General features: G+C 39.3%; 24 protein-coding genes and 1 other RNA gene. 14 read left to right on the forward strand and 11 right to left on the reverse strand.

The window, feature by feature from the left end; all coding sequences use genetic code 11:
- Window positions 1-15 precede the first annotated feature (15 nt).
- Together ACIQCO_RS14575 and recU are read right to left on the reverse strand one after the other, a co-directional pair.
- A complete protein-coding gene (locus ACIQCO_RS14575; RefSeq protein WP_400429743.1) occupies window positions 16-2,610 on the reverse strand; it encodes a PBP1A family penicillin-binding protein in 2,595 nt (864 codons plus the stop codon).
- A gap of 44 nt (window positions 2,611-2,654) precedes the next feature.
- A complete protein-coding gene (gene recU, locus ACIQCO_RS14580; RefSeq protein WP_400429746.1) occupies window positions 2,655-3,257 on the reverse strand; it encodes a Holliday junction resolvase RecU in 603 nt (200 codons plus the stop codon).
- 190 nt (window positions 3,258-3,447) lie between these two features.
- Here recU and ACIQCO_RS14585 point away from each other — a divergent pair, with 190 nt between their 5' ends.
- The 3 genes from ACIQCO_RS14585 (at window position 3,448) to ACIQCO_RS14595 (ending at window position 5,480) form a co-directional block, all read left to right on the forward strand.
- Complete coding sequence (locus tag ACIQCO_RS14585) at window positions 3,448-4,425, forward strand: DUF2515 domain-containing protein (protein WP_400429749.1); 978 nt, start codon at window positions 3,448-3,450, stop codon at window positions 4,423-4,425.
- Window positions 4,426-4,763: 338 nt separating this feature from the next.
- Entirely contained in the window at window positions 4,764-5,039 is a 276-nt protein-coding gene (locus ACIQCO_RS14590) for a hypothetical protein (RefSeq protein WP_400429752.1), read from the forward strand.
- 81 nt (window positions 5,040-5,120) lie between these two features.
- The gene (locus tag ACIQCO_RS14595; protein WP_400429755.1) at window positions 5,121-5,480 is read left to right on the forward strand and encodes a YppE family protein; all 360 of its coding nucleotides are present in this window, start codon (window positions 5,121-5,123) and stop codon (window positions 5,478-5,480) included.
- 38 nt (window positions 5,481-5,518) lie between these two features.
- Here ACIQCO_RS14595 and ACIQCO_RS14600 read toward each other — a convergent pair whose 3' ends face one another.
- Window positions 5,519-5,728 carry a YppF family protein gene (locus ACIQCO_RS14600; protein WP_400429757.1) on the reverse strand — a complete coding sequence of 70 codons (210 nt, stop codon included), beginning with the start codon at window positions 5,726-5,728 and terminating at the stop codon, window positions 5,519-5,521.
- A gap of 188 nt (window positions 5,729-5,916) precedes the next feature.
- Here ACIQCO_RS14600 and ACIQCO_RS14605 point away from each other — a divergent pair, with 188 nt between their 5' ends.
- Complete coding sequence (locus ACIQCO_RS14605) at window positions 5,917-6,474, forward strand: YppG family protein (RefSeq protein WP_400429760.1); 558 nt, start codon at window positions 5,917-5,919, stop codon at window positions 6,472-6,474.
- Window positions 6,475-6,508: 34 nt separating this feature from the next.
- Here the strand turns inward: ACIQCO_RS14605 and ACIQCO_RS14610 are convergent, their stop codons facing one another.
- On the reverse strand, window positions 6,509-7,012 hold the full coding sequence (locus tag ACIQCO_RS14610) for an Hsp20/alpha crystallin family protein (protein ID WP_400429762.1): 504 nt from the start codon (window positions 7,010-7,012) through the stop codon (window positions 6,509-6,511).
- A gap of 96 nt (window positions 7,013-7,108) precedes the next feature.
- Window positions 7,109-7,807, reverse strand: coding sequence for a Crp/Fnr family transcriptional regulator (locus ACIQCO_RS14615; RefSeq protein WP_400429764.1), 699 nt, complete (start codon window positions 7,805-7,807; stop codon window positions 7,109-7,111).
- A gap of 401 nt (window positions 7,808-8,208) precedes the next feature.
- On the opposite strand from ACIQCO_RS14615, the gene ACIQCO_RS14620 reads away from it, so the two are divergent.
- The 8 genes from ACIQCO_RS14620 (at window position 8,209) to ACIQCO_RS14655 (ending at window position 17,404) form a co-directional block, all read left to right on the forward strand.
- On the forward strand, window positions 8,209-10,503 hold the full coding sequence (locus tag ACIQCO_RS14620) for a DEAD/DEAH box helicase (RefSeq protein ID WP_400429766.1): 2,295 nt from the start codon (window positions 8,209-8,211) through the stop codon (window positions 10,501-10,503).
- A complete protein-coding gene (locus tag ACIQCO_RS14625; RefSeq protein ID WP_400429768.1) occupies window positions 10,503-11,768 on the forward strand; it encodes a ribonuclease H-like domain-containing protein in 1,266 nt (421 codons plus the stop codon). Before ACIQCO_RS14620 ends, ACIQCO_RS14625 begins: the two co-directional genes overlap by 1 nt.
- A gap of 413 nt (window positions 11,769-12,181) precedes the next feature.
- Entirely contained in the window at window positions 12,182-12,535 is a 354-nt protein-coding gene (locus ACIQCO_RS14630) for a CotD family spore coat protein (protein ID WP_400429771.1), read from the forward strand.
- A gap of 132 nt (window positions 12,536-12,667) precedes the next feature.
- Window positions 12,668-13,225, forward strand: coding sequence for an SLOG family protein (locus ACIQCO_RS14635; protein ID WP_400429835.1), 558 nt, complete (start codon window positions 12,668-12,670; stop codon window positions 13,223-13,225).
- A 125-nt stretch (window positions 13,226-13,350) separates the two neighbouring features.
- Window positions 13,351-13,653: a cell division regulator GpsB gene (gpsB, locus tag ACIQCO_RS14640; protein WP_400429774.1), complete on the forward strand. Its 303-nt coding sequence runs from the start codon at window positions 13,351-13,353 to the stop codon at window positions 13,651-13,653.
- 81 nt (window positions 13,654-13,734) lie between these two features.
- An RNA gene (gene rnpB / locus ACIQCO_RS14645) (RNase P RNA component class B) lies at window positions 13,735-14,134 on the forward strand.
- Between the two features lie 171 nt (window positions 14,135-14,305).
- Window positions 14,306-15,457 (forward strand): THUMP domain-containing class I SAM-dependent RNA methyltransferase, encoded by a 1,152-nt coding sequence (locus ACIQCO_RS14650; protein ID WP_400429777.1) that lies wholly within the window; start codon window positions 14,306-14,308, stop codon window positions 15,455-15,457.
- A gap of 24 nt (window positions 15,458-15,481) precedes the next feature.
- Window positions 15,482-17,404 (forward strand): ATP-dependent DNA helicase, encoded by a 1,923-nt coding sequence (locus ACIQCO_RS14655; RefSeq protein WP_400429780.1) that lies wholly within the window; start codon window positions 15,482-15,484, stop codon window positions 17,402-17,404.
- 37 nt (window positions 17,405-17,441) lie between these two features.
- On the opposite strand, the gene ACIQCO_RS14660 is transcribed toward ACIQCO_RS14655, so the two are convergent.
- Genes ACIQCO_RS14660 through ACIQCO_RS14680 form a run of 5 tightly spaced genes read right to left on the reverse strand, consistent with a single transcriptional unit; the run spans window position 17,442 to window position 20,195 of the window.
- Entirely contained in the window at window positions 17,442-17,741 is a 300-nt protein-coding gene (locus ACIQCO_RS14660; RefSeq protein WP_400429783.1) for a metal-sulfur cluster assembly factor, read from the reverse strand.
- A 13-nt stretch (window positions 17,742-17,754) separates the two neighbouring features.
- Entirely contained in the window at window positions 17,755-18,999 is a 1,245-nt protein-coding gene (locus ACIQCO_RS14665) for a hypothetical protein (protein WP_400429785.1), read from the reverse strand.
- Window positions 19,000-19,013: 14 nt separating this feature from the next.
- Window positions 19,014-19,220, reverse strand: a complete 207-nt coding sequence (locus ACIQCO_RS14670; protein WP_400429788.1) for a DUF2249 domain-containing protein — start codon at window positions 19,218-19,220, stop codon at window positions 19,014-19,016.
- A 17-nt stretch (window positions 19,221-19,237) separates the two neighbouring features.
- A complete protein-coding gene (locus ACIQCO_RS14675) occupies window positions 19,238-19,471 on the reverse strand; it encodes a DUF2249 domain-containing protein (RefSeq protein WP_400429791.1) in 234 nt (77 codons plus the stop codon).
- A gap of 31 nt (window positions 19,472-19,502) precedes the next feature.
- Window positions 19,503-20,195, reverse strand: coding sequence for a Crp/Fnr family transcriptional regulator (locus tag ACIQCO_RS14680; RefSeq protein ID WP_400429837.1), 693 nt, complete (start codon window positions 20,193-20,195; stop codon window positions 19,503-19,505).
- 465 nt (window positions 20,196-20,660) lie between these two features.
- Between ACIQCO_RS14680 and ACIQCO_RS14685 the strand changes: the two genes are divergently transcribed.
- A complete protein-coding gene (locus ACIQCO_RS14685; protein WP_400429793.1) occupies window positions 20,661-22,163 on the forward strand; it encodes an RNA-guided endonuclease InsQ/TnpB family protein in 1,503 nt (500 codons plus the stop codon).
- Between the two features lie 267 nt (window positions 22,164-22,430).
- Here ACIQCO_RS14685 and ACIQCO_RS14690 read toward each other — a convergent pair whose 3' ends face one another.
- On the reverse strand, window positions 22,431-22,583 hold the full coding sequence (locus ACIQCO_RS14690; protein ID WP_400429796.1) for a hypothetical protein: 153 nt from the start codon (window positions 22,581-22,583) through the stop codon (window positions 22,431-22,433).
- Between the two features lie 117 nt (window positions 22,584-22,700).
- Here ACIQCO_RS14690 and ACIQCO_RS14695 point away from each other — a divergent pair, with 117 nt between their 5' ends.
- A complete protein-coding gene (locus ACIQCO_RS14695) occupies window positions 22,701-22,934 on the forward strand; it encodes a DUF2249 domain-containing protein (RefSeq protein WP_400429799.1) in 234 nt (77 codons plus the stop codon).
- The last annotated feature ends 102 nt before the right edge of the window (window positions 22,935-23,036 follow it).

The following is a 23,036-nucleotide window of genomic DNA, read 5'->3' on the forward strand; positions in this document are numbered from 1 at the left end:
ACGATTTTTTTTACTTTAAGATTCACGGGATCCTGATCCCTGGCCGCCTGTTGGGTTTCCAGGGGGAGTAACGGGAGGGGGATCGCCAGGATTACCCTGGTTCCCGCCATTTCCTTTGCCTTTATCTTTATCTTTATCTTTATCCTTATCTTTATCCTTGTCGTTATTATTCCCATTATCATTCCCTTGGTCATTCCCCTGACCATTGCCATTATCATTACCCTTACCCTTATCATTCTCTTGATTATTTTCATCAACTGGTTTTGGTATGTCAATCGCAGCTGTGGCCGGGTCGCTCTTTTTATCGCCGCGAATCGCGACAATTGTAAAGGTATACTTAGTTCCTGGAACTACAGCAGGGATGGTTAAAGTATTACCTGTAACTGGAAAATGTTTTTGACCAGCCCCGTTATCAACGGTTACATCGAAGGTTACATTATCATTACCCGTTTTGTAATCCCAAGATAAGGTAATTTCATTTTTGCCTTCGTCATATTTAGCTGCAGCATTAACCGGAGAATCAAGTTTGTTATATTTCTCTGATACTTTTTTTGGTAAATGTCCTTTGACAGCATATTCGGTTATTACTTCACTAGCCGGTGTGAACTCGCCGGCTAGGGCTGGCGGCATTGAGCCTTTTTCAATTCTGACTTTTTCCACACTATTAGGCATAGTGAAATCAGGAGTGTCGATATCTTTTGAGACGTAGGCAATTACATTTTTAAAAAGTAACTGGGCAATGCTTCGGCCTTCAACCGTTGAAATTGGCGTTGTCCTGTCCTTATATCCGGTCCAAACAGCGGCAGTATAATTGGTCGTAAAACCAGTAAACCAGGCGTCAGGGACAGAAGAACTGGACTTGATATTATATTTTTCCATATCTTCAGCGGTATAATTCGTTGTCCCCGTTTTACCGGCAATCGGAAGGCCAGGGACTTTTGCCTTTGTTCCTGTCCCAGGAGAGACGAGAACGCTTTTTAGCATATCGCTAACCATGAAGGCGGTTGAATCCTTCATGACCACCTTTGGTTCCGGTGCAGTACTTATTTCTGTTCCATCTCGCAATTTAATTTTCGTGACTGCATGCGGCTTTGTGTATATGCCCTTATTACCAAAAGCACTGTATGCGCCTGCCATTTGAAGCGGCGAAACACCCGTTTCAAAGCCGCCAATGGCGTAGGCTTCAGAAATTTCTTTTAAAGGAATCCCAAGATTGTTTGCAAAATCCTTCGCTTTATCCAAACCAACCTGTTGCAATGCCTGGACTGCGGGGGTATTTCGAGATAATTGCAGAGCCGTTCTAATTGTCATTGGCCCCATATATGTTTGGTTCCAGTTTCCAAACTTCTTCCCGTTGGAATAGGTCATTGGTTTATCCTCAATCATTTCAAAGGTTCCCCAATTTAAGTGTTCAATTGCTGGGCCATAATCAAGCACGGGTTTGATAGTAGATCCGGGCTGACGCCTTGTGTCAGTTGCATAGTTAAAGCCGCGCTTTACCTGTTGGTTCCTGCCGCCGCCTAAGGCGCGGATTTCGCCTGTCTTCGTATCAAGAAGGGAAATGCCAGCCTGGAATTCCTCATCAGGATAATTAATAATGTCATTTGTATTAAGCATATTATAAACATATTTTTGTGCATTTTGATCAATTGTTGTATAAATTGTTAACCCATCTGTAAAAATATCAAGATCAGTATTTTCCTTCACTTCATCAATAACCGCATCGACAAAAGAATCGAAAGGCTTTTCGTCCACAGTACGCTGTTCCGGTTTCAATACAGTGGCTGCAACGGAAACTTTTTTGGCTTCTTCCATTTCTTGTTTTGAAATAAATCCATGCTGCTCCATTAATGTTAAAACAATATTTCGTCTTTTTTCAGCTAAATCCGGATGGTCAAATGGATTGTAATTGTTGGGGCTTTGCGGCATCCCGGCAATTTGCGCAGCCTCTGCTAACGTTAACTCTTTTAATGTTTTGCCATAATAGATTTTTGCTGCCGTGGCAAGTCCATTGCTGTTTCGAGATACATAGACTTTATTCACATACATTTCGAAAATTTGATGCTTTGTATATTGTTGCTCAAGTTTATAAGAAAGCCAGGCCTCCTGAACTTTTCGTTTTAAGGTTTTATCCCGCGTTAAAAATACATTTTTAACAACCTGCTGTGTAATTGTACTGCCGCCTTCTGCACCAAATCCACGCTGGAAATTAGCCAAAACAGCACCGCCGAGACGGATCGGGTCAATCCCATGATGTTGGTAAAAACGATAGTCTTCAGTTGCGATAACGGCATTTTCAAGTACCTTTGGTATATCTTTATAGTTAACATATTCGCGATTAACAGCACCCACTTCTAAAAACAGTTTTTGATCTTTATCTAAAATCTTCGAAGGGATGGGGTCTTTTAATAGTTTTGGGTCAAGTTTCGGAGCATCTTTTACTAAATAGGCGAAAGCACCAACTCCAGCCAATATACCAACGATTCCAAGAACAACTAGGCTCAGGAAAATTTTCTTAAATATCCCGCCCTTTTTTTTCTTGGTTTTTGGCTTTCCTTTGGATTGGAGTTTCTTTCGGCGCTCCTCTCTTGATTTATATTGTTCAGCCATAGTAATTTCCTTCCTTTCTAACCTCTAACCATTATCTAAAATGGTTAAAATCTATCTATGATTTTAATATAGTCAATTCTTGGTTGATATCCAAGTGGAATGTGATGTCCCGTTTGTTCAATTTCTTCTTTTGTGATTGATTTTCTTCCCCCATTGGCCATTCTTTCCCAAAAAGATAACAAGTGTTTGGCTTCAAGCAAATACACCTGCTCAAATCTTGAGAAGCGCAGAATAACAAAACAAATGCCTCCTTGATTAAGGACTTCCTCCATATGCTGGATTTGATGCTGATGAAAATTTTTTAATGGAAAAGAGGTTGGGTTCTGTGTTTCCTTTGCTTCAAAATCAATATATTTTCCTTTATAGACGCCGTTATAGTCGGTAGTTGAAGCAAGTTTAAAATAGGCTTCTTTAATGACTGCTGCACTGCGATTAGGATAATCAACCTGGACGATTTGCACTGGTGTCGGTTTTTTATGAATGACGGCAATTTTTCTTTCTCGGTAAAATTCATTCGTTTCGTTTAAATCATCCTCGAGTGTCATCCCGCGGTTACTATATGAGCTGTTTTTTCTATTTCCCCCAGTTCTAGCAGTCCCAATTTCATTTGGTGTGTACCTTTTTCCGTTTGGATAGTTAAAGTCCATGTTTTGCACCTCTCAAACTATTCCCTATCATATCAAATCTTTGCGGGATTGGCGTGTATAAAAAACCTTTGCAGACACACCCTAATATCAATTGTACCGTGTTTGTCAAAGTTAAGCATGATTCAATTTTCGTAAAACGATAAACCCATCTAACTTATATTCTATTAAAAAAATCGTAAGGGAAGATACTATGAATCATTTTACGATACAGGAACAAACAATCATTCGTCAAATTCAAAGTGAAACGGATAAAAAGAATATCGATAATATTTCTAGAACCGCTGCCTATCTAACCTATTTTAAGAAGAATCCGGATATAATTTGGTCTTTCCTTGCAAGTATGGTATCAAGAAATGGGGGCTGGAATATGTGTGACCTTGCAGGTTCAATATTTCCCCATTTGATCGCAGCTAAAACAAGAAAGCAGCTTTTCTTAACGTATGAGCGAGCTAATTGGCTCATTTTTCACGATGTATACCCACAATTATTGGTCTATCAATATTCGACGAAAATAAATCGGCCAATGTTTCATTTACTTCCATATTTCAATGTTTCATCATTTATTCAAAAAGAATGGCAAAGATATTGGAAAGAAAACGACAAGGATAGGCTCACAACCGCTTTAATCATTAATGAGCAAAATGTGATACAAACACCAGTTATCGATCATCCTGTTTATAGGAAAAAGGTATTCCGTTCGCTGATTTTTTCCTTTCAGGACTGGCTCCATTTTAGCTGCGTCTTGTTTCCAACTTGTGGTGGCGAAGTCTATGGGGCTAGTGTGAATGGCTTCAAATCTCTTTCGAAGAGAATAAACTTAGGAAAAAGACTTGCAGAGATTCTTTTCCATCCCCGGCTTTTTCCCTATTTTTTTGAATTCGCGGAAAAAACACCGCATACAGGTTCCAGATATGACTATGAACAATATTTCAAAATAAAGACCGTCCGGAACACACCGATGCTGCGAATGAGCTTCCCAGTTATTGCTCATCATCAGCATGTTTTTGATGATTGGAGTTTGCGAAGAAAGGTTTCCCCAGTATGGCTATATTTCCCTGTAAGGCATCAGCACCCCATCCATCTTACTGACTGGTACTTCGCAAAGTCGAACCAGCTGCAACTACTACTCTCCATTCAAAAAGTATTACAGATAAAAAAGTGGGAATAAAAAAAGCAAGGCATTCCTTGCTTTTTTTATTCCCATTATGTAGAAGGACGATCTGGCCCTTCCATTTTTTTATCGCCATAGCCAACTCTTTTTTCTGCTTCTGATTGTGTTTGTTTATTGGTTTGCTTTTTCTTGTTGGACATTATAACACCTCCGATTATAGCTTGTACGATTTTGTATTTTTTCATGCGAATTAAGGATTATGTCGAACTGTCAGCAATTAGAGGCAGTATTGACACTATCTTTGACGAATTGCTTCTAGTTTTGTCAAGCAAGAAGGAAGCGGATTAAAGAAGGAGAATACTACCTAATAAAATAGTGCGAGGAGGGTTTAATAAATGAAGAAGTCATTAGCTGATAAGGAACAACTGCTGACCATGCTGACAGGAATATACGATCAATTAGAAGAATTGGAGTCCGTTCTCGAGGCATCTTTCTCCGAGCAACGAGTTCGTTTGAACATGGAAGAACAACGGAAATTAATGAAACCGATTCAGAAACTAGCTTTTATGGAAAAAACGTTAAATAAGATAGACCCAATATATAATGAAGAAATCGCTGATTTCAATCCAAATCAGCTTTCAAAAACATTAAAGCTTGAATTAGGATATTAATTCCGGCAAAATAGTGGTATTGAATGAAAGCAGCATAAGCTAATATTGCTGCTTTTTTATTTTATAGGAGGGGATAACGATATGATGTCTGAAGAAATCATCCACATTACAGAAACTCTTCTCCAGCATAATCGTTTATTTTTAGAGTATTATCAGGAGGCAAGGGAAACAGGAACAACTAGGGATTTTCATGAGGTCATTAAACCGTTTGCCGATGAAGTTAAGGCATTAACAGACCAGTGGAAAGGAATTATGATAAAGTGGCTCGCAGATACTTCACCCAAACATATACATTTAAAGCAAATCGACATGACAGCAGAACATCTTGAACTGCTTTCCGTACAGTGTTTTTTTTCGAACACAAGTAAAAAGAGATTCTTAGATACCAATCGAACCGTAGAATTCTTCCTGCAGGAAATTTTAAAAGAGGTTATGAAATAGAAAAGAGATGCTGTTGAAAAGCATCTCTTTTATTTGAATCAAGTATTTTCGATGAGGGAGTTTTCATTATCGGTTTCAGGTATTACTGCGCCTTGGTTTTCAAGTTCACGAACAAGCTGGCGATATTCTTTAATGCTAATTTCGTTTTGAATATAAGCTTTCTTAGCAAAATCCATTAGTGCGTTAACATCATCTGTATTGTAATCCCGACATTGAATAAATTTGCTTTTTAATTCATGGATATCCATAAAATAGCTCCTCCTTCATCATTTTTTCCATCGTAACACGAAATAATGGAAAAGCTTAGTTTTTCAAATATTTAAACTTTAGACAGGATTCCCCTTAATTAGACATTGTTGAAAGTTTCAAAATAATCACCTTTCATTTCTTCCCTTCATAATGTGTAATAGAGAATATACAGAGGAGATGTTTGCCCATGCTTGGTATTAAAAGACCAAATAATTACTTAAATTATGGATTCTCGGGGCAAATGATGCACCAAGTTCCAATTGGTTACCATGGGAGTCAGCAGCCTTTAAATTTAAATCGCAATCAGCCGCATCCTTATCAAACTCAGCCGCAAAATTACGAGTGGATGGGTTACCAACAACATAATTCCTACTACCCGCAATACCAGCACCATGGTCAAGCCTTTAATCCGGGATTTAACCCCCAAAATATGATCAACCCTAACCAGCCATACACGCAAAAGGATTCACAATTTTTATTCCACAATCCACTTGCACCAAAGGATGACAAAGTAAACCATCAATCATACATGCCAATGAATGGTTATCCAATGATGAACCCTTACCCCAAGCAAATTAACATACCAAAACAACCCGGCGGCGTGCAATCATTTATGAATTCCTTCAAGTCACAGGATGGGACAGTGGATGTTAATAAAATGGTCAATACCGCAGGTACAATGATGAACGCAGTAACCCAAGTCTCCTCCCTTGTCAAAGGATTTGGGGGAATCTTTAAAGTATAATGGAAAAGACGGCTATCGTAATAGCCGTCTTTTCCTATTCTTCAATTTCAATAATTTTTCCTTTTTCTTGGGGGATGCGAATTTGTAATAAACCATCTCGGTAAGAGGCCTTTACCTTTTTTTCATTAATCGCATGGGGAAGGGAAATCGTTCTTGAAGATTGCTGCCGCATAAACTTGCGGCGATAAACTTGGTTATGGTCGTCTTCCTCGGTTTCTAATTCATTATTTTCAACAGAAATGGTTAAATAATTCCCGGTAATATTTAAATGAATTTGTTCTCTTTTAACACCGGGAAGCTCAGCCGTAATGATATGTTCCTTCCCAGTTTCAACTGAATTTACGGGAAAACCAACTGCAGCGGGAAATGGTGTATTGAAAAAATCATCAATCGATTGTAAAAATCCACGGACTGGTTTCTCTGTGAAGAAATCGTTCATTGATTTCACCAAGTCACGAAAAGGTTCAGGCAACGGCATTTTAGGGTTGTTTTTTTCATTTGGAGGCATGGATGACATTAACATTCCCTCTCTTTCCATTATTTCACTCCTTATCATATGCTGTAAGAACTAGGTAGGTGCCGTCATATTTTGCTAAAAGAAAAACTCGCCAAACGATTGGCGAGTCCTTCATACTTAAATTAAATTGATTTCTTCCATAAGAATCTCAACATCGACAATCATGTTTCCTTCATCATCTACTTCAATTAATTCTTCTTTTTTCATTTTTGTTAATGTCCGGCTAATCGTTTCTCTCGTCGTTCCAATCATATTGGCTAGGTCCTTGTTGGTAAATTCGGACTTTAGAAGAATGGTCCCATCGTCTTGTTCCTCACCGTGTTTCTGCGCAATTCGGATCAGCAGTTTAATAATTTGTTCATAAGTATTATTAAGAATTTGTTCTTCAAGCCGATTTTGCAAATCGACGATTTTCTCGCCAAGTACCTTAAACACCTTAATACACAGCTCAGGATTTTCAATCAGGACCGTTTCGAATTGGGAAATCGGCACGGCAATCAGCTTGGATGGTTCAAGAACCTCTGCATAGGCAGGGTAATCCCCTTTTCTGAAAAAACCGACATGGGGAAACATCTCACCCTTTTTCATGATGGCGACAATCTGCTCTTTGCCATTGATATCACTTTTGTAAATTTTGATTTTCCCATCATAAATAAAATAGACGTTTTCAAGCGGGTCCCCTTGGAGGAAAACATGGCTTTGCTTTTTCCAATCCCTTGCAATCGCGATATCGGTAATCTTAGATAATTCAAACTCATTTAATTCGCGAAAAAGAGTGAAATCAGAAAGTACCCTTTTAATTTCTTCTATCCTCATTCTATCACCTTCAAATTATTTTCAGTTACTATCTATTGTAACAAAGATTTATCCAATAGTTTATTTTAAATTAAAGCTGTGTTAAATGTGGATGTTGATTTCCGTTCCAGGCGCTTCGCTTTCCGCGGGGCGGGCGGTGAGCCTCCTCGGCGCTAAAGCGCCTGCGGGGTCTCACCTGTCCCGCTGCTCCCGCAGGAGTCTCGCGCCTTCCACTCCAATCAACATTGTAATCAAAATCAACAATATTCTTTAACACAGCCTAAATTTAAAGTAATAGGAGCCAAAGTTGTTTTCATCTGTTCTTGGAAAATGATACCGGTGGGGTTGGAAGAAAAAATTTTTGTATATTGCTTTTATCGCGAACGTTCATTCGCTAGAATAGAGGTATTGGGGTGAGGTTAATGAAGATAAAAAAAAGCTTGCCGGAAATACTGGCAGAATTAAAGATAAATGATGAATTTAAAGAAAATATCGTTACCTGGCAGACAATTGAAGAGAAACCGGCACAATCGGTTCCAATGCCTGAAGACTTACATCCGCTTTTAAGAAAGGCGCTTGAGAGCAGGGGGATTGAACAGCTTTATTCCCACCAAAGGTCTGCATATGATCAGATTCAGGAAGGTAGAAGTATCGTTGCGGTAACGCCGACGGCTTCCGGAAAAACACTCTGCTATAATCTTCCTGTGTTGCAAACTATATTAGCGAATCCAAGTGCAAGAGCTCTTTATATGTTCCCAACAAAAGCATTGGCACAGGATCAAAAGAGTGAAATCAATGAAATGATTCAAGCTGCAGGCGCCGATATTAACAGCTATACGTATGATGGAGATACACCGGCAAATATCCGTCAAAAGGTCAGGAAGGCAGGGCATGTGGTTATTACCAACCCTGATATGCTCCATTCAGCCATTTTGCCGCATCATACGAAATGGGTGTCATTGTTTGAAAATCTTAAGTTTGTCGTTATTGACGAGCTGCATACGTATCGGGGCGTATTTGGAAGCCATGTTGCCAATGTTATTAGAAGATTAAAACGTATTTGCCGCTATTATGGAAGTGACCCTGTGTTTATTTGTACCTCGGCGACGATTGCCAATCCATTAGAGCTGGCGCAAAACTTAACGGAAGAGACAATGAGCTTAATTGATAACAACGGTTCGCCGAGCGGGACGAAGCATTTTCTTTTTTATAACCCGCCGATTGTGAATAAGCCGTTAAATATTAGAAGAAGTGCTACCTTAGAGGTACGGAAAATTGCCGGTGAACTATTAAAAAATAAAATTCAAACGATTGTTTTCGCAAGAAGCAGAGTCAGGGTCGAAATTATTTTGACCTACTTACAGGAATTGGTGAAAAACCAATTAGGGGCTAAATCCATTATGGGCTATCGGGGCGGCTATCTGCCAACAGAACGAAGAAAAATTGAGAAGGGACTCCGATCTGGTGAAATCTACGGCGTCGTCAGCACAAATGCACTGGAGTTAGGCGTAGATATTGGAGCACTCCAGGTCTGCATTATGACAGGCTATCCAGGTACGATATCTAGTGCATGGCAGCAGGCTGGAAGAGCAGGAAGGAGGCATGGGGAGGCCCTTGTCATCATGGTCGCCAGCTCAAGTCCGCTTGATCAGTATATTATCCAGAACCCTGATTACTTTTTTAATAAAAGTCCGGAAACAGCTCGAATTAATCCGGATAATCTCATCATCTTAATTGATCATATGAAATGTGCTGCCTATGAACTTCCGTTTAATGCCGGGGAGCAGTTTGGTAATGTCGAAACGGAAGAATTGCTGGAGTATTTAACAGAGGAACGAGTTCTTTATCGTAACGGCGATAAATGGTACTGGATGAATGATTCTTTTCCGGCACATAACATTAGTTTACGATCGGCTTCACAGGAAAATGTGATTATTGTTGATCAATCCGATGTGGCAAATGTAAAAGTCATTGGAGAAATGGACCGCTTTTCCGCGATGACGCTTCTCCATGATGAAGCTATTTATTTACATCAAGGGACACAATTCCAAGTTGAGAAGCTTGATTGGGACGAAAAGAAGGCATTTGTCAGGGAAGTGGATGTCGACTATTATACCGATGCCAATTTAGCTGTCCAATTAAAGGTATTAGAGGAGGACAAGCTCAAAACCTTTGATGATGCCGAAATCGGCTTTGGGGATGTCAGCGTCCGGGCTATGGCAACGATTTTTAAGAAAATCAAATTTGAGACCCATGAAAACATTGGGTCAGGACCAATCCATCTTCCGGAAGAAGAGCTTCACACGAATGCGGCCTGGATTTCTTTAAATAAGCCGTTAGCTGATATTGGGCATGAACGACTTGAACAAGGACTTGTCGGAGCCGCACATGCGTTAAATCATATTGCTCCGTTATTTGTAATGGCCGACCCGCAGGATATTCATGTCATTCCGCAAGTAAAGGCTGACCATAATGAGAAGCCAACGATTTTCTTTTATGATCGTTATCCGGGGGGGATTGGCTTAAGTGAAAAAATCCACAGCGGGATGCCAGAAGTATTTGCCGAAACAAAAAAAATGATTGACCGCTGTCCATGTCATTCCGGCTGCCCATCCTGTATTGGGGCAGATACGGTAAGTGAAACAGCTAAACAGGATACATTAAAAATTATTCATTCTTTTTTAAAACCGTCTGAATTGGACAAGGAAGTGCAGTAATGTCGTTAAAAAGTAAATTGAATCGCTTAAAACCTCATCTATCAGGGGGGAGCCAGTCTATAAAAATCGATAACCTGTCTGAACCGGGTAAGATTGAAATACCATTTCGTGAAAGATGGGACCAAGAAGGGGTGTTTCCCTATTTCCTCGGCCAAGATTACTGCTTAATTAGGGAAGTGAAATACCCGCTTTCACAGCAGCATGGACATTATTGTTTCCAGGATTTTCTTACCGCGGTGGACATATGGAACAAGCGGCCTGTCAATCACCCATTATCTGCACGTGGGCATCTGGCAGAGGAACTATTCTTCTTTGATACAGAAACGACTGGACTTGGCGGCGGTGTGGGAAATACCATCTTTCTCCTTGGTTATGCCAGCGTTTCTGGAGAACAGCTTGTATTAAGACAGCATATCCTGCCGCACCCGGGTGCCGAAGTTCCTTTATATCAAAGTTTTTTAGAAAAGGTGAATTATAAAACGCTGGTAACCTATAATGGAAAATCGTTTGACTGGCCACAAGTCAAAACAAGGCATACGCTTGTGAGGGAGCATGTACCAAAGCTGCCTGCATTTGGTCATTTTGATTTATTCCATGCGGCAAGAAGGTTATGGAAACATAAATTGGAGCGTTTGAAATTAGCTGTTGTTGAAAAAGAGGTTTTAGGAGTAGAAAGAGTCGATGATATTCCCGGATTTTTGGCGCCGATGATCTATTTTGATTTTATTGAAAGTAAAACACCCGATGGCATGCTTGGAATTTTAAAGCATAATGAAATTGATATTTTATCACTTATTACGCTATATACACACCTTACCTTTCAACTGAGTGGAATCGATGCGTTTCAGTCTAGACCCGAATCCTATGAAGTGGGGCGCTGGTTTGCCTCATTAGGAGAAAAGAGTGAGGCGGAACAAGTATTGGGTAAACTGACCACTGGCAATGATATGACTTCCTTTAAGGCAAAGCTTACCTTGGCCTTTCAGAGCAAAAAGGACCGCGATTGGGAAGCTGCAAGAAAATTGTTCGTGGATGTTGTCGACTGTGGTGATAATCGAATGAGTTTGGAAGCTTGTTTAGAGCTTGCAAAAATCCATGAACATCGATTAAAAGATTACCACCTAGCTATTGATTACTGTCAAAAGGCCCTTTTGTTCATAACACAATCTAAAAAATCAGTAAAATTACCTAGTCATATGACTGTGGAACAGCTTCATGAAAGGCTAAATCGCTTAAAGAGAAAATATGCTAAATTTCCTGGGTAAGCGCAAAATTCGTCAAAAATACCGATGAAAATTTTATTTTCAGCAAAGTTCGATTATTTGCCACAAATCTGTAATAAATCCTGCAAAAAATCTGCGTTTCGATATTGTTTATCAAAGCTAAATCAGGTAAAATGTGAAGTTGGATTGAACAATAAAACGACTAAAAAACTTATGGAGCTGGGATTATGTACAAAGCAATATTATTCTTGTTTTTTATTGTCGTATGTTTGACTGCCTTTGTGTTTACAAACTTAAAAGATAGCTTCTATTCCTTATTATAAGAAACCTAGGCAGGGTAGAAGTTGGAAATAATCATCCTGATTAGTGAAAAATAGGTATTTTCATTAGTACAAGAGTAACTCCTTCAACATAGGCTGTTAATGTAAACAGAATATTTGAAGGGAGAGCATTATATGTATCTTGGAACCAATTTTACGCCGCCAGTCATTCATCCGACGAATCAAATTGTGAACCATACGTTCTCAACAACGGTGGTGCCACACATCCATCCAACACATGTTACAACAGTCAATCACCATATGTACCAACATAAACATTACTGTTGTGAAACAGCTTCATGCTGCGAAGATGTGTGTAGTCAACATATTAACTGCTGTAACCCATGTGCACCAGGCGGAATGCCAGGCTTTGGAGCAGGAGGCCCAGGTTTTGGAATGGGAGGCCCAGGCTTTGGACCAGGAGGCCCAGGCTTCGGACCAGGAGGCCCAGGCTTCGGACCAGGACCATTCATGGGTCCTAGACCTTAAGTGCAAGTAATGTTGATTGCAAGGGCTTCTTAGCCCTTGTTTTTTAACGTTTATTTACTAATATGATATGCTATTTGTATAAAAATGTTTGTCCATTTAAAAAATTTTTTTGAGCTGAGGGGAACGTTTTTGATTAAAGTGCTGGCCATTTCAGGTTATAAACCCTTTGAATTAGGTATATTTAAGAATGACCATCCTTCTGTTCTTTTTATCAAGGCAGCGATCAAGAAATCTTTAATACCACTGGTTGAAGAAGGATTAGAATGGGTGCTGATCAGTGGTCAATTAGGTGTGGAACTGTGGGCGGCTGAAGTTATTTTTGATTTACAAACAGATTTTCCTGATATAAAGCTGGCGGTAATTACTCCTTTTCTGGATCAAGAGGCTTCATGGAAGGAAAATAATAAGGAATGGTATGAATCTGTGCTTGCCCGAGCAGATTTTATTGATTCAGTTATAAAAAAAGGCTATGAGAAACCATGGCAATTTCGCTTGAAAAATCAATTTTTTATTGAAAAAAGCGATGGACTCCTGCTTCTTTATGATCATGAAAAGGAAGGAAGCCCAAAATATCTATATGAAATGGCAATACACTATCAAAAGGAAAATGCTTTTCCGCTTGAGCTTATTACTTTTTACGACTTACAAATGATTGTTGAGGAAGAACAGTACAAACAGACTGATTTTTAAGGAATGTTTACGTATTCTGTTCATATATTAAATTGATTGTAATCTTTGTAACCAAAGAAAATTGACAAAAGAGGTTATTTTTGAAAAAATATAGTGAATGATTGGCTAAACTTGAGGTGATTTAGATGCTATCCGATAAAGTAAAATTAACTGCTAAGGATATTTTGGAAAAAGAGTTTAAAACAGGTGTACGTGGTTACAAGCAAGAAGATGTGGATAAATTCTTGGATTTAATTATTAAGGATTATGAAACGTTTCATCAGGAGGTCGAGGACCTGCAGCAAGAAAATCTTAGACTGCGTAAACAGCTCGAGGATTCTTCAAAAAGGCAGCCAGTGGCACAGCCAGCTGGAACAACGAACTTTGACATTTTAAAGCGTTTATCCAATTTAGAAAAACATGTTTTTGGCAATAAACTTTACGATTAACAGATTATCCCGGGATTTCCTAATAAAAACTATTGAATAAACAGCATGAAATACATATAATAATAAATGTATTCATTAATTACGTTCGGGTAATCGCTGTAAGAAGCATTTGCTTCCTTGCAGAGGAAAGTCCATGCTCGCACGAGCTGAGATGCTCGTAGTGTTCGTGCCTAGCGAAATCATAAGCTAGGGCAGCTGAGTCAAGACTCAGTTGACGGCCGGGAAAATACCTAAGTCCTTTGGATATGGTATGAATACCTATAAAAGTGCCACAGTGACGGAGCCTTTCTGGAAATGGAAAGGGTGGAACGGGTAAACCCCACGAGCGAGAAACCCAAATAATGGTAGGGGCACTTTCTCTGAGGAATTCAACAAGGAGAAGGACAGGTTCCAATGTGAATCTGTAGATAGATGATTACCACCTAAGTACGAGGCATTACTGCCGTTTGCAGTACTATGGTACAGAACATGGCTTACAGAACGTTATTAATGGGAATTTTGCTGGATTATAAACGGCTCTCCTAATATGGGGAGCTTTTTTATTGGCGAAAACTGCATCCCTTTGTTTCTTTTTGTCAATAATGAATCTGATAAACCAAGTACATAGGAAGCACAAACATACATACACTTGAAATGGATTAAGGGTGAAAATATGGGAAACTATCAATTAATTGCTACTGCGGCGATGGGTCTCGAAGCTCTTGTTGCCAAAGAGGTACGGGCGTTAGGTTACGACTGTGAAGTGGAAAATGGAAAGATTATTTATTCTGGGGATGAATCTGCGATTGCCCGCAGTAATTTATGGCTGCGGACGGCAGACAGAATCAAGATAAAAGTTGGCGAATTTAAGGCATACACTTTTGATGAATTGTTTGAGAAGACGAAGGCACTTCCATGGGAAAAATATCTTCCTGAAGATGCGGAATTTCCTGTCATTGGGAAGTCGGTCAAATCAAAGTTGTTCAGCGTTTCCGATTGTCAGGCAATCGTCAAAAAAGCAGTGGTTGAACGGATGAAGAAACATTATAAGCGTGACGGCTGGTTTGAGGAAACGGGTGCTCTTTACCGCATCGAAGTTGCTTTGTTAAAGGATGTTGCTACGATTACGATTGATGCCAGCGGTCAGGGCCTGCACAAACGCGGCTACCGCTTAGAGCAAGGGGAGGCACCATTAAAAGAAACGCTGGCAGCTGCGTTGGTTTTGTTAACCAATTGGAAGGCTGACCATCCTTTTATTGATCCTTTCTGCGGTTCCGGGACCATTCCGATTGAGGCAGCAATGATAGGACAAAATATCGCTCCGGGCTTTAACCGGGAATTTGCATCAGAGGGCTGGAAGTGGATTCCGGCGAAAGTATGGGATGATGCCCGGATAGAAGCAGAAGACTTGGCAAAATATGACCAGCCGCTAGATATAATGGGTACAGATATTGACCACAGAATGGTGAAAATGGCTCAAGAAAATGCGGTCGAGGCTGGTTTTGCGGACATCCTTCATTTTAAACAAATGCAGGTTAGAGATATTACCACCACCAAGGAATACGGGGTTATTATTGGGAATCCGCCATATGGCGAAAGACTCGGAGAGAAAAAGGCTGTCGAGCAGATGTATAAGGAAATGGGCCAGGCCTTCAACAAACTTGATACATGGTCCAAATATATCCTGACGTCAAATGAAGACTTTGAGCAATTTTACGGGAAGCCGGCAACAAAAAAGAGAAAGCTTTTTAATGGTTTTATCCGGACGGACCTTTATCAATACTGGGGTAAAAAGCCCCCGCGTCAAAATACAATCGTGAAATAGACGGTTTTTTATGGGGGGAATATAATGCAGAATCGAATGCCATTTGAGGTTACAAAGACAGAATCGTTTTATGATAAATTAAGCGAATGGATTGGCGACTTATTTTATGATATTTTGCCGGAAGCCGGCTTCGAACTTAGGGATGAGCAAATTTTCATGGCTTTTCAGCTTGAAAAGGCGTTTAAAGATAAAAAAGTTATCTTTGCTGAAGCGGGAGTCGGAACAGGGAAAACGATTGTTTATTTACTTTACGCAATAATGTACGCAAGATACACGAATCGGCCTGCTGTTATTGCGTGTGCGGATGAAACTTTAATTGAGCAGCTTGTCAAAAAAGAAGGCGATATCGCCAAATTAGAAAAGGTTTTGAATCTGAATATTGATGTTCGACTGGCAAAATCTCGGGATCAATATCTCTGTTTAAAAAAGTTAGACCAGGTAAGGAATAATGATTTCTCTGATGAAATTTCTGACATTTATCAGCAGCTCCCTGATTTCGTTCACACGGCTGGGTCGATGCAGTCGTTTGAAAAATATGGGGATAGGAGAGATTATCCTACTTTGTCAGATGAACGATGGTCTGCTGTTAATTGGGATCCTCTTCAGGATTGCTTTGCCTGTGAAAAGCGCCATCGCTGCGGGCTAACCTTACATCGGGATTTTTATCGGCATTCAACCGATTTAATCATCTGTTCTCATGATTTTTATATGGAGCATATTTGGACAAAGGAATCGCGAAAGCGGGAAGGGCAGCTGCCACTATTACCGGAGCATTCTTCTGTTGTTTTTGATGAAGGTCACCTGCTTGAATATGCAGCACAGAAAGCGTTAAGCTACCGCTTTACCGATTATACGTTAGATACCCTCTTAACAAGGTTAATGGAAAACGAAGTGCGAGAGAAGACGTTGTATACGATTGAAGAGGCTTTATTAGAAAATGAAGCATTTTTCGATGCGATTTCTCAATTCTCCGCACTATCACTAGGCTCAGAAAAACAAGTCATTACCAAACATCCATTAGTAATGAAATCTTGTCGAAAACTACTTTCAACCTTGCAAACATTGGAGGAAGAGCTGGTCTTTGAAAGTGAGTTATATGTTATTAATGAGTATGACCTGAAAATTGTAGAGGAGTATTTGGAGCAAATTACTTACTCATTATCGCTATTTCTTCAGGAAGTGAACGGAATCACATGGTTTGAAGAGGATAAGGGCGAACGGACGCTTGTAATCATGCCAAAAATGGTCGAAGAAGTGATGCGCGATGAGGTGTTCTCACAGAAAAAGCCATTTGTTTTTTCGTCTGCGACACTGGCAAATCAAAAATCGTTCGATTATATTACAAGTAGTCTTGGTGTGAAGGAATACTTATCCTTCTCGGTCGCATCTCCTTTTGACTACGAGGACAAAATGAAGCTATTCCTGCCAAGGTTTGCAAACATTGATATTGACAAAAAAACAGACTATCTGCTTGAACAAGTGCGCCAATCAGAAGGCCGTGCGCTCATTCTGTTAAATAATAAAGACGAGCTGAACCATGTGAAGGAAAGGCTTTCTAAGGCAGTCCCATACCCGATTTATTTCGAGGGGGATGAAGAAATTAGCACGCTCGTGTCGAAATTTCAAAATGAAGAACATGCGGTTCTTTGTTCGATTCATCTTTGGGAAGGTCTTGATGTCCCTGGCAGATCGCTTGAAAATGTGATAATTTTTTCGCTGCCATTTCCTCCAAACGACCCCGTTTTTACGGCAAAGAGAGATGGGGCAGATAATCCTTTCTTAGAGGTGGATCTACCATATATGCTCCTCCGGCTGCGTCAGGGAGTAGGGCGGTTGATTCGGAGTGAACAGGATCAGGGGACGGTTCATATTTTATTGGACGAAGATATCACCCCTAGTGTGTTAGAAAGAATCAAAGAAGTTCTGCCAACCGAGGCAATAGAATAAAGAGGAAGCGCCATTAGTAGGCGCTTCCTCTTTATTTTTATCTGCCCAAATAACTTTTACCTTCAGCGGTCATTTTATCAGGCGACCAAGCAGGTTCCCAGACAAGATTGACCTCCACATTTCTTGTTTCCTCGATTCCTTCCACACAATAGCGTACACCTTTTGTAATACTGTCATGGAGCGGGCACCCAGGAGTTGTCAGTGTCATTGTAATGGTAACGTCGGCATCATCGGTAATCTCAACATTATAGATTAATCCTAAATCAACAACGTTAATATTTAACTCCGGATCATATACCGTTTTTAACTCATTAAGGACTTTTTCTTTTAAATTCAAGGTAAACACCTCACTATTTTTTTAGGACGCTAAGAATACTGTATGAAATAAGAATAAACACAATTGATAGGATAAACTGACCGATATTAAATAGGATTGCTGCTTTAATGACGAAGGCAGCAAAGACGATCAAAACGGCTGCGATGAATAACGAAAATAACGGAACAACTATCTTCTCGTTCATCATATCCTTTAAGGACGGAACCGCATTTTTACCGATTTCCTGACTATATTTATACGTCCACCAAAGGAATGGAACAATCTTATATAAATATCCAACAATACTTAGGACAATCCACAGTAATAAATAGCCATAAATCAGTGGGCCAGCAAGCACTGAAAATGACTTTGTCCATAGGACGATAAAGGCTGCCAAATGAATGAGATTTCCAAAGCCAATCGCCATTAACGCGAACGTAAACGGTTTATCCAGTTTTTTCTTTAATCTTTTTTTTATGATGATGCTTATATGCCAGCTGAAAATTGAAAATCCAACCAAGAGTAAAAAGAAGCCAATTTTCAAGAGAACACTATTATCGGAAATGAAAAAAATAATCGTAATCACTAGGCCGGAAACATAGATTCCATAAACATATCGCGCTTGAACCATCGGAAACCCATGAGATAAGGAAAACATCGGCACCATCTTATAGGAGAATCCGAAGATTAATAACGTAAACCAGCCTGTTATCCCCATTAATAGATGAATCTTAAAAATTGTTTGATAGTATTCGATTCCAATCCCTGTTTTTAAACAATAAATTAAGGTTATTCCCATGAAAATAGTTAGAAACAAGCAAATCAATGCTGAACCAACAAAAGCGGTGAGAATAGTTGGTTTTGCCTGGCTTTTTAAGGTCATCACCATTTGAAATAAAAACATTACTATACTAAGTAAGGTAAGGACCCCTGGGATGACGGCCTTTTGCGGTGACCAATAAAGCATACTTGAAAACGACGCAATTCCTACTGCTGTTACGAAAAATTGGATAAAGCCAAATTTTTCATTCCATATGTTTGTAAGAAACGCGACAGGGACGAGCTGATACATTGCCCCCATTGCCACCATTAACGCCCAGCCAAGGATTAATAAATGAGCTGAGGACCAAATGGTCGGAATTCGAAAACTTCCGTCCACCATCATATGTCCATTTACTAAAAGCAGTATTTGTGAAAATACTAGAGCAATTATACTAAAAAAGATAAATGAAAAAGGGAGCTTAATATTTGTTTCACTTCCCATGTTTTGAGGAAGCATGATGGTTCACCTTCTTAGCGAAAAATTTCAATTTTAAAACTTCCGTCCTCTTGTGGTTCTGTTCGCTGCTGATAGCCCAGTTCTTCAAGCTGCTCGTAAAGAAACATGGGCCTTCGGTCATTAATAATCGTCAAAACCTCGTTTTCACCAAGCGTTTCCAAGGCAGCTAACGTTCTCATCATCGGCTGGGGCGGCTCTAATCCCCGATTATCTAAAATCATTCGATATCACCTTTCCTTTATGCTTTTTTCGTAAACGTTACTTTCCAATGCTTTTTCTCCAGTTCTTCTTCTTCATGGCTAAAACCTTTTGCTTTTAACACAGCGAAAAGCGGGACAGGTTTAAATGGTGCATGAAGGATAAAGATATCATTTGCCCCAAGCTGCGTTATAGCCTCCATAATTTTTTGAAAGGGTTCGATTTTATTTTTCAAATCCTCGCGTACGTCAAGTTCAATGATTCTCTGTTCCATCTGCTAACATCTCCTCATATTTATTATCGCTTTAATAGAAAAGCTCTTGTTGCAACGCCTCACGGTTGATTAGGTAAAACCCTTCTTGATCCTGAGAAACATACTCTTTTTTCTTCACATGATTGATGGCCCTGCTCACCGTTTCCCTGGAAGTGCCAATCATATTGGCCAATTCCCGATTGGTGAACTGGGTTGTCAGCTTAAATAGTTCTCCCGCTTTTTCACCATTTGATTTACATAGCCTGATAAGCAGTAAAATAATTTGTTCGTACGTATTATGGAGAACTTGTGCCTCCAGCCTTCCTTGCAGGTCAACGATCTTTTCGCCCAACACTTTAAAAAGCTTTATGCAAAGTTCCGGGTAGGAAATAAGGATTTCTTCAAATTTATCAATTGGAATTACGATAAGATTGGCATCTTCCATCACTTCCGCATGGGCTGGGAAATTTCCTTTGCGAAAAAAGCCAGCATGCGGGAACATTTCTCCTGGTTCGAGAACAGAGATCAACTGTTCCTTGCCTGATTGATCCGTTTTATAAATTTTGATTTTTCCACTATGAATAAAGAACACTCGGTCGAGAAGGTCATCCTGCATAAACACATACATCTTCTGTTTATAAAAACGCGATTGAGCAATTCTTACGAACGGTGTAAGTTCTTCTGCTGACAATTCTCTAAAGATTGGTACAGCGGACAACCGTTTAATAATGTCCTCTTGCTTCATTAACATCACCTTCATATTAGTAATTCGAATTAGGTTCATTGTAGCAATGATTTCACACTAATAATGTGACCTCCATCATAGGTAATTCATTTTTATTGAAAATAATTCTCAATGTGACAACTTTGTGAAAAAACATTGAGAAGTGTGCTAAATATCAATAAGAGGAAATGAAATGCAGCACTATGTGAAGGTTTATTCAAAGTTAAAATACGAAATGTGATAAAACGAGAAAGGATGAATATGGCATGGAAATACAAAGGGGAACAAAGGCCCAAAAAGTGCTGAAAACAAATAAAAATGCACTTTTGAAGTCGATTTTAATTATCTGAAAGCAGCGTAAAACCCTAGCTTCAAATATGGGGATATAAGCAGTTTTTTTATTTTTTGAAGAGGCAAATTCATTGAATTCTATCAACCTATTTGATAAAATAAGAACATATATTCCTATTTGGGGAGGTGAAAAGAATGTATAGCGCCTATAAAATACAAATCCATTCAAATCATGAACTATTCGAATATTGCGATTCTCTCTGCTTCAAAGCGAAAAATTTGTATAACATTACAAATTACTATGTTCGACAGGTATATACAGCTTTAAAGGCAGAAAAGAAAAATGACAATCAACTGCAAGTTCTGATGGATATCGAAACATATTTACCGATAATGAATGAAATTCGACAGAAACACTATGAAAAGGAAATGAAAAAGCCTAAGAAAGTAGATAAAAAGGGCAAAGAAATCGAACCGAAGCTAAAACTCTTTAAAATGCCAACCAAGAATCAATCGTTCATTGGGTATTGTCTTGTTGAGGCCTTGTTTAAAGTCATGAAGCAGGTTGATTACACTTCCATGCCCTCACAGTCTAATCAACAAACGATGAGAAAAGTATTTGATGATTGGAAGAGTTTTTTCGAAGCATCGAAAAAATACAAAATAAATCCAGGCTGCTTTTCGGGTAAACCAAAGATTCCAAAATATAAACCAAAAACAGGCAGAACAACGTGTTATTTAACGAATCAAATCACAGAAATCAAAGAAGGAAATGTTCTCAAGTTACCGGGAACAAGCTTTCAACTGAAATTAGGAAAGGTAGCCCTTTCAGAAGGAAAGCTGCAACAGATTCGAATCGTACCTTCCTATGGTCAATATGTTGTGGAAGTCGTTTTCAAAGCTGAACAGCAAGAAAAGGCGATTGTAAGAACAGCAGAACAAATCAATAAATTCATTTTCGAACCGAAAAAAGTAATGGGTATTGATTTAGGAGTAGATAACCTGGCAACTATTGTCGATAACTTAGGGCTTAAACCTCTGCTTATCAAGGGCACATGGTTAAAATCCATCAATCAATACTATAATAAATTACGAGCCAATTACATGGGTATCATTCGAAACGGAAAGAGTCACAAGGAAGGCGTATTTACAACCGAACGTTTGGTTGCATTGGACCGAAAAAGATACAATCGAGTGATGGATTTCTTACACAAGGCAAGTGTTAAAGTGGTTACTATTGCCCTAGAAAGAGACATCGACACCATCATTATTGGTAAAAATCCGGGGTGGAAATTAGACGTTAACATGAGAAAATCAACAAAACAAACCTTCATCCAAATCCCCTACACAATATTTATTGACATGATTCGCTACAAAGCCGAACGCAAAGGAATTCAGGTCATTATCCGCGAAGAAAGCTACACCTCCAAGTCTTGTTTTTTAACAAAGGACCCGATTCCGACATTTGGTGAAGAACACCAAACAACTTTTAGCGGAAAACGAGTGAAAAGAGCCTTTTACAAAATCACAGGGTCAAAGATTCAAATACACGCCGACGTAAATGGGGCTTTCAATATTGTTCGGAAACATGTTGGTGGTGCCTTTGAAGGACTTGATAAAAAACAATTCCTTCAATCTCCTATGAAGATCATCATCTTGAAAAGTAAGAAAAAAGCAAAGCTGAAGGCTTCGGCCTGATGTATTAGCGGGACCTGTGGTAGCCCACGTAAAGACAATGCGGCTTTTTAGCCTATTCTTTCGAAACCCCTAGCTTTATCTATGGGGATACCCATTAACATGGCGTGCGGTGCGTGACACCATTTTCCTTATCAGTGTAATAGTATTATTGTTATTCTGTGTGAAAGCAATCTTTCATTTGCGTAAACCAACGCATAAAGAGGGCGAACAGCTTCCGGTTAAAGACTTAGCTCTTGATGAAGAATAAGGAAGGAAAACCCGCAAAGTTCAGCTTTGCGGGTTTTCATCATTTTTGGCCAATTTCTCATAGCATTCAAAGCAATAATTCTCTTTTTCTTCGGTAATGACACCATTAAAGAAGCCATCCAAACAATAAATCTCTTTATCGCAGCTCTTACAAGTTCCAATTAGTTCCCGCATATGTCCTACCCCCTGTATTAACAAAATCATCTTTAAAGTGTGATACCACGCACTAAGACGAAGACGATGTTTCCTTATAATAAAAGAGAAGTTAGCAAACTAAAAGGAGTGGTAATAATGCAAACTTATGCAAAGATTATCAATGTGCCAGATTTCCCGCCACGCGAAAAACATCCAACCATCTTTAATGGATTTGACGAATTAGCATCTGGCGAGACGATGATGATTGTCAACGACCATGATCCTAGACCGCTTTTATATCAGTTCATGATGGAAAGACCTGAACAATTTTCTTGGGAATACCAAGAAGAAGGTCCGGAAACTTGGAAAGTGGCAATTAGCAAGAAGTAATTTGTAATCTAAGGAATGTAAAAACCCTTAGTTTACTTAACTCTCTCTATGCATTTTACGTGAATATTTCCGTTCCAAGTAACATCCTCTTTTCCCTATAAA

The sequence above is a fragment of the Neobacillus sp. NPDC093127 genome (assembly GCF_044754175.1).
Taxonomy (GTDB): Bacteria; Bacillota; Bacilli; order Bacillales; family Cytobacillaceae; genus Neobacillus.